Origin of the sequence: Nitrosomonas sp., from assembly GCF_040240425.1 — a bacterium.
GTDB lineage: Bacteria > Pseudomonadota > Gammaproteobacteria > Burkholderiales > Nitrosomonadaceae > Nitrosomonas.
Genome location: NZ_QPHG01000066.1, coordinates 1 through 7,804, shown reverse-complemented (window position 1 = coordinate 7,804; position 7,804 = coordinate 1). Strand labels below are relative to the sequence as shown.

Below are 7,804 nucleotides of genomic sequence, written 5' to 3'. Positions count from 1 at the left end.
GAAATCCGGCTACAAAACACCACTGAAAAATGAATTGCCGGGAATTCGTGTTCAAAAAAATGGCAGGATTACCGGGAAATCTGGAAATCACTAATTGTTCAGCGCTTCCTTAGCAAATCGACCGGATGTAAATAAAAAACTTAAGCTGGACACTGGAACCCCGCAAATAAAATTAGAATTCTGAAAACTATATCCAATGCTAAATAAAATCAGCCAATTGATATTTGATGCTTATCAAGTTAAAGCGCTCCTTTGATAAAGGAGAATTGCAAATATCTTATGGAGTTAGGTTCTTATCAAAATATACTAACTACTGAAATGGACGTTAACAACAGAAATTATTTTCCTTTTCGAGAGCGCGCTAGATTTTTTGTGTGCCAAAGTTATCATCGAACGTTTTGAACCCTGAGCTATTATTTTCCGCTAGTGCGGCAATATTTGCCGGTCTTGCTTTCTATCCGCTATAAAAAAATCGAGCAAAAAAGCTCACAAATACAGTCTACATCTGTCTTGTCACAGACTGGCATGATCGTTGCTCTTAGCATGTACAGCAATGTTTACATTATTAATCGCAGCACTTATCGATCAGGAATTCCTATGCAAAATAAATTTGAGAGCTTGGAACTCGGCCAATTCATTCCTCTGCACTATCACCACAATATGCTGAACGACACTGCCCGCATGCAAGGTTTTAAAGACGCGATTGACCTAGCCGTCAAGCCGGGCGCCAAAGTGCTTGAGCTAGGAGGCGGTACCGGTGTGCAATCGTTCTTTGCCGCACAAAAAGCACAGAAAGTTTATTGTGTTGAGCGTAACCCGGAACTGATTAGCGCCGCGCGCAATCTGCTGGCGCAAAACAGCAACGGAGACAAAGTCGAAGTGATTCAAGCCGATGCCATGCATTACCTGCCGCCGGAACCGGTCGATGTGGTGATCTGCGAAATGCTGCATACCGGCCTGCTCCGCGAAAAACAAATGCCGGTGATCGATTCGTTCAAACAACGCTACTTGAAGAAATTCGTCGGACCATTGCCTACCTTTATTCCGGAAGCAAGCATTCAGGCGATCCAACCCATACAACACGATTTTCATTTTGCAGGCTTCCACGCGCCAACCATTCAATTCCAGAATCCGTACGCCACTCAGGAACGCAGCGCGAGCCTGGGAGATCCCGAAGTATTCCAATTGCTGGCCTATGCCGAACCATACAGTCAAACTTGCCAATGGGACGGCGAAATTCTGATTACCGAAGACGGTCAACTTAATGCCTTGCGGCTCATCACTAAAAATTTACTGGCCATCAATATGGCAACGTGCAGCACCATCGACTGGCACACGCAATACATCGTTTTTCCGTTAGCCCAGCCCATCAAAGTTTCAAGAGGCGACCAGGTTTCCATCCGCTTCAGTTACCAAGGTGGCGCACCCCTGAATGCCCTGACGGATTCACTGCAAGTCCGCTTGATAAGCAAGCAAACCCCAGTGTTGGAATTTGCTATGGAAGCAATGAATCGCTCTGCGGAATTTAGACCCCGGCCCGCTGAAAATGCCATTATCCTGTAATCACTTCTAACGATATCAAATTTTTCCGGAGCCTTGCCAGGTCTCACTTGGCAAGGCTCAATGATGAACTGGAACAGCTGTTTTGTCCGCCTCTAAGAAACTGCATTTCATTTTAATCTTCGCTAATTTCCTCTCGCCAAACCGTCTTCAATACCCGGAATTCTTAACAAAGAATTAACATTTTACCGGTGGTAAAAAAGACGGTATCAATGTCGATGGCTTGACGGCTGGCGGTTATTTAGGCATCGGTTTCTAACGTTCACATTCATCAAACGATCTGAAGTCCCATTCGAGCGAGGTAAGTGGCAATGTCACTCACCTCGCTCGAATGGTAAATCAGCCGATTTAATACCCGCATCATCCATCTCAAGTGCCAATGGCATACAACTAACACCGTTTTACTCTGCTCATTAACCATCCCGCCGGAAAACATGTTAATTTCCCGTTGCATTAATCGCAGCAATCACCCGGATTAACATCCCGCGCAGACCAAGAACCGGTAAGATCAGCAAAAAGCAGCGGTAAAAAAACAAAAAATGGATAAAAAACTAAGATGACCCGGCACGATTTGAAATTATTCGGTATGGAAGCGGCAAAAGGCCGCTGGGTGTTTGTGGCGATCGGATTATTGATCAATGTGTGCCTGGGATCGATTTATGCCTTCAGCGTTTTCCGGAAACCATTGGAAGCTTTGTGGGGGATCTCGTCGAGCCAGAGCGGGTATCCGTTCATGGTGTTTCTGGCGGTATTTGCGGTTGCAATGCCGCTAGCGGGTAATCTGATCGAACGCTGGGGACCGAGATTGACAGCCACACTCGGCGGTTTACTGGCGGGAACCGGATGGATCGCGGCGAGCTTTTCCGTGGATATCGCCACTCTGACACTGTTATACGGCGTCATCGGCGGCGCCGGGGTCGGCATTGTGTACGGCTGCCCGATTGCGGTCGTGGTCAAATGGTTTCCACGCCACAGCGGACTGGCGATCGGATTGACTGTCATGGGTTTTGGCGTATCGGCATTGTTGATCGCACCGCTGATGAAGGCGATGATTCTGCTACCCGAAATCGGGATCATGCACACGTTTCTGTACCTTGGCATCGCATTTACCATCGTCATCGCCCTACTGGCGCAGTTATTGCGTTTCCCGCCGGACGCATGGAATCCTGCTGGATCCGCCACGCTGAACGCCGCACCGGTAACGCCCGCTTTGAATTTAAACCGGCAAGCCATGTTAAGAACCCCCCGCTTCTATGCGCTATGGGCAACATACACGATCGGTTGCCTAGCCGGATTGATGGCGATCGGCATCGCATCGCCGGTGGGTACCGAAGTGGCGCAGCTGGACGCGCCCACCGCAGCGCTTGCGGTATCGTTGTTTGCGGTATTCAACGGACTGGGGCGGCCGCTGTTCGGCGCATTAACCGATAAGCTCGGCCCGAAGCACACCGCAATCGTTTCGTTCACCTTGATTCTGAGCGCGTCTCTGTTACTGTTTTTTTTCGGACAAGGCAACGCCATGCTGTATCTGCTGGCATTCTGCGTACTTTGGATGTGCTTGGGTGGCTGGCTGGCGCTGGCGCCCACCGCCACTGGCATTTTCTTTGGAAAACTGCACTATGCGCAAAATTACGGTGTGATGTTTACCGCCTACGGCGCCGGTGCCATTCTGGGAACACTACTGTCCGGCAGCATCAAGGACATCACTGGCAGCTATTTGCACGCCTTTGCCATTGTCGCGGGGTTGGCGGTTCTCGGGATGCTGATTGCCGCGATGGGACTCAACGCACCGGACAAACGAACATCTTGAACTGGCTGCTTCATACCGCAGCGGCTACACGCCCTGCCACCGTTGATCTTCATTCTCTCCCCGGCTGATAACAATTCATTTCGTTTTAAATCTCCCCGTGATAACCTTTAACCAGGAATGATCAGGGAAAAGCAATCAAATGGATAAATTGGGACTTCCGATTGTTTTATTGGCGGCTTTATGGGGTGCTGTTAATACGACACTCAGTTTCTTTCAAATGATCAACGCCAGACGCGATATGATGTTTGAATTGATCGACAAGTGCGGCTATTGCCCGGAACAAACGCTCGGTCCGGTTGAAATCTATCTGACCAATCTTCTGCCGCTCACGCTCGGAAACATCATTTTTCTTTACCTGATCAGTTATGTCATTTTATCCATTCCACGCCACATGAAAATTGAAAATGACGAAGAAGCCAAACGGCTAAAAGTAGCTTGCAATATCATTGCAGTATTGCCTATTTTCGGCGCACTCTCATTTTGCGGGGGTGCCGTATTCGACTTGATGATGCTGATTCGCGCCTTGAAATGAAAAAAAATCCCCTGCTGGCACTCGCGCTGCTATTGACAGTTTTAGCCTCCGGCGGCTGTGCTGTCATGGATAAAAATATCCCCGGCTGGACGCAATACCAGAATCTGGACAAAACCAACGCGCTGGAACTGGCATCCCGAAGCACCGGCACCGGTGAACCGGTACTGCTGATTCATGGCTTCGGCGCAAGCAGTTATAGCTGGCGCCATGTTATTGAACCGCTGGCGCAAAAGAACCGGGTCATCACCGTTGACTTGAAAGGCTTCGGCGATTCACCAAAACCGCGCGATGATGCATATTCCGTTTACGAACAAGCCAGACTGGTCAGAAACTTCATTCTCGAAAACAATTTAAAGAATCTTCACATCATCGGCCACTCCTATGGTGGCGGAGTCGCATTGGCGGTATCGATCTATTTGTCGGCATCCAATCCGGGGCTGCAAAAAAGCCTAGTACTCATCGACAGCGTTGCCTACCCGCAGGAACTGCCCAGTTTCGTAAAAATACTCGCCACCCCGGTATTGGGACCGTTAATCACTTATGCCGTGCCCAATACCTTCCAGGTGAAGAATCTCTTGCAGATCGTGTATTTCAACGATGACCTGATTCCGCAAGAAGCCATCGACCACTATGCCGCCGATCTCGGCAAGCCCGATGCCAAATACGCGTTACTCACTTCGGTACGGCAAATGCTGCCAACCGATTTACAGCAATTTTCGGAAAACTACGCCAGTCTCACCATTCCCACCCTGATTATCTGGAGCCGGGAAGATGAAATCGTACCGCTGGCCGTCGGCAAAAGGCTGCATGAAAATATACCGGATTCGAAACTTGTCATCATGAGCGGCGTCGGTCACGCCGTGCAAGAAGAAAAGCCATCGCTGCTTTTGCCGCACTTGCGCAGCTTCCTGGAAGCCGGATCGAACCGCGCGGCCATCGTGCCATAACTACGGCTTTCTATATCCATCGACCGGCATGATCCATTATTCACCGTTGAGAGCGACCCTATCATGAGAAACATCCGAATCCTGACCATGAACATCCAAGCGCAAGCCTGGCCCGCAGGCCCTCATAGCGACGCCGAATGGCGCGCGAAAGCGGCGGTCAAAGCGCTCGATCCCGGCAATTTCGCGTTTGACGAGCATCCCGACGTGGTGGTGTTCAACGAGGCGGATAACGAAGATGCGAAAGAGATTCTGGAGACGGGTCTCAAAGACATGTATCCGCATTTCATCGTGTCGTTCAACGGCGGCAGCGGCGATCTGGACGACGGTGGACTGGCGGTATTCAGCAAATTCGAGTTTCGCGAATTGCCGCCTTCGGACAACAATTTTTCCAATAACCGCAGCCGGTTTTATCCCTATCAAAGTGGTCTTTTTTACCCGATGAGCGCCGGTAATGACGGTTTGGCGGAAAAAGGTGTGGCTATCGTGCAAATCAGCACCGGCCTGCACTTTGAAGTCATCACCATCGCTTTGACGCATTTACAGGCGTTTTACGAGGAAGTCGGCGAACACCACGTCATCCGCTTACGGCAATTGAAAGTCATCGAAGGCGCATTGATCGAACTCATTGGCGCGCCGGAAGACAACGCCAATTGGGATAAGGTCATCGTACTGGGCGATTTGAACATCCGTGGCGATACGCCGCCCTACTCCACCGATGGCCACGGCGAATGGACCAATGTGTTTATCAACAACGGCGGCCCGTACAACAACGCCTCGCAAGGCATTCCCTTCAGGCAAAACCAACTGATTTTCACCGGACAACTGATCGACGGCTGGCGCACGTTCATGACGCCACCGGGCGCTTTTATGGAAGCCGATCCGGGCTTGACCAATACCAATCTGAAAGCAGGCGAGCATTTACCGGCGGGATTGAAAGAGCGGCTGGATTACATCTGCTTTCCGAAGCAACGCACCAATGAGATAGGCGAAACGCCGCGCCGCCTGGTCGCGCAGCACATGCGGATTTTGCCGTCGAATTTCTCCGCGCTGGATATGGCGTTTGAAAGAATCCAAAGCGACCATCGCGGCATTTTGGCGCAAGTGCATTGGCAGTTTCCGTACAACACGCCGAACCAAGCCAAAATCCAGAGCGGTTTTGTGCATTTTCAAGCGCCGGATTCATTGGTCAAGGTCAACATCGCCAACGACCTGAAGATCCCCTCCCCCGGGGTGTTTCAATGGATTTACATCCGCGAACCGGGCACTTACACCTTCACTTACTCGCCCAATCTCGAAGCCGCGTTTTATTTTGAGAACGCTATGTCGACCAAGATCGACCCATACAATCGAGTCAAGTGGACAGAATTAGGACTCGATCACGACTGGCTGAACAGTTTGCAACATGAATTTCAGCTATCCGAAACGGGCGATCAGGTCGACGTGCATTGGCCAATGTTCATCCGCCTGAAAGCCATTGAAAGAGAGGATCAATTCACCGGCAATATCGCTTTTTCCTTCATCAAACATACCGGTGAAAATCGCTTTTTGGCTATCGGCCTGCAGCCCAACGACATTCCCAAAGATCCGCGACTGCCAGTCGGCCAGAAAAACGGTAAAAATGACGAATGCTGGTTCCGCGCACCGCTGGCCGAGCAACTGTTGAGCGGCAATCCCTACCCAGTGGAGTTTTACATCCAAAACGATTTCGTACGTAAAATCCGTCTCAGTCTGTTCGAAGGCATCGCCGCCCCCGCGCCGTTTGCGCAAGTCACCAATGAAGACAAGCTCACCTTGATCGGCTACGACCGCGCCGCAGATATCCAGGATGTCTACATGCTGCTGGAACGCAGCCAGACAACGGATTTCGAATTCCTCGCCGGTTACCGCTACAGCATTTCCTACCTGAATCACCTGGAAATCTACAGTATCGAAGACCAAAGCGGCCTCGGCGCGGACGAAATCCACCTCACCATGACCGCCGACGACATGGCCACCAACTTCCTCGACTTTACCGACGAAGACTTCGACGACGACGAACGGCGCATGCTCAATTCCTATTACCCGAAAAATACCGCGTTCAACGACCGGCTCAACATCACCGTGTTCGAACTGGACAGCGGCGATGACGATGACGGCCCGTTCACCGCCACGATTCCGGCGTTGAAAAAAGGTGAAAATACACGGGAATCGTCTCTCATCATCGAAGCGGAAGGTGCGGAGTATCAGATTAGTTACAGGTTGAGCCGGAATCCGAACGCCTCGCATCAACGGCAGTAAAAAACATAGTGTGGAACGAACATCGCATTTTAGAGTGCATGTGACTGTTAGTCATTATGAAAGTTTATGGTCATCAATTGCATTAACAAATTCTTCTTGTGTACGAAAACGCGCCACGTTTGCTAGCAATCGAATATAAAATGTCCAAACGTGCATCATGAAGTCTGAGATTGACTTTAGCTCTGATGAGGTATGTCCATGATGCAAATACCTTGATCTCACGCTATATATGGTCTTAATCGTTTTTATGATGGTTTTTCTTTGGGTCAATTCCTGTGCAATGAAAACAGCCATTCGTTCGGCTAAATTCTGTTGGATCGACTCACTTTCATTCTTTAGCAAGATGCTTTCTAGCGACGATAGCATATATACCACCTTCTCAACAGGATCGGCAGTAAATGCTGATTTAGAATACAAAAATATCGCGTTAAGAGTTGATTTCTCAAAATCAGTCGGAGAATCAGATGCTAGTAGTGTAGAAATTGTATCTAGACCTACTTTCTGTATTTCAATTATGTCTCGTTGCCCAAGTCTCCAGTATTTTACTGATGACTTATCTATGGAACCGCTGAACAAATCCCGAGGTTTGTTGAGATAATAGATTTATTAACGACCTTCTAAATACGCCATGCCACACCAAACGAGTTTTGCCGATCTTGATTACAGTCACAAGAAACG

General features: G+C 49.5%; 5 protein-coding genes. All 5 read left to right on the top strand.

Translation table 11 applies throughout. From position 1 onward, the window contains the following. Positions 1-597 precede the first annotated feature (597 nt). The 5 genes from DU481_RS15265 (at position 598) to DU481_RS15245 (ending at position 7,126) form a co-directional block, all read left to right on the top strand. Positions 598-1,563 (top strand): methyltransferase domain-containing protein, encoded by a 966-nt coding sequence (locus DU481_RS15265; protein ID WP_350135914.1) that lies wholly within the window; start codon positions 598-600, stop codon positions 1,561-1,563. A gap of 553 nt (positions 1,564-2,116) precedes the next feature. Beyond that, positions 2,117-3,370, top strand: a complete 1,254-nt coding sequence (locus DU481_RS15260; RefSeq protein WP_350135912.1) for an L-lactate MFS transporter — start codon at positions 2,117-2,119, stop codon at positions 3,368-3,370. Positions 3,371-3,509: 139 nt separating this feature from the next. Continuing rightward, positions 3,510-3,902 carry a hypothetical protein gene (locus DU481_RS15255; RefSeq protein ID WP_107803857.1) on the top strand — a complete coding sequence of 131 codons (393 nt, stop codon included), beginning with the start codon at positions 3,510-3,512 and terminating at the stop codon, positions 3,900-3,902. After that, positions 3,899-4,849: an alpha/beta fold hydrolase gene (locus DU481_RS15250; protein WP_350135910.1), complete on the top strand. Its 951-nt coding sequence runs from the start codon at positions 3,899-3,901 to the stop codon at positions 4,847-4,849. Before DU481_RS15255 ends, DU481_RS15250 begins: the two co-directional genes overlap by 4 nt. 63 nt (positions 4,850-4,912) lie before the next feature. Continuing rightward, entirely contained in the window at positions 4,913-7,126 is a 2,214-nt protein-coding gene (locus tag DU481_RS15245; RefSeq protein WP_350135908.1) for an endonuclease/exonuclease/phosphatase family protein, read from the top strand. Positions 7,127-7,804 lie beyond the last annotated feature (678 nt).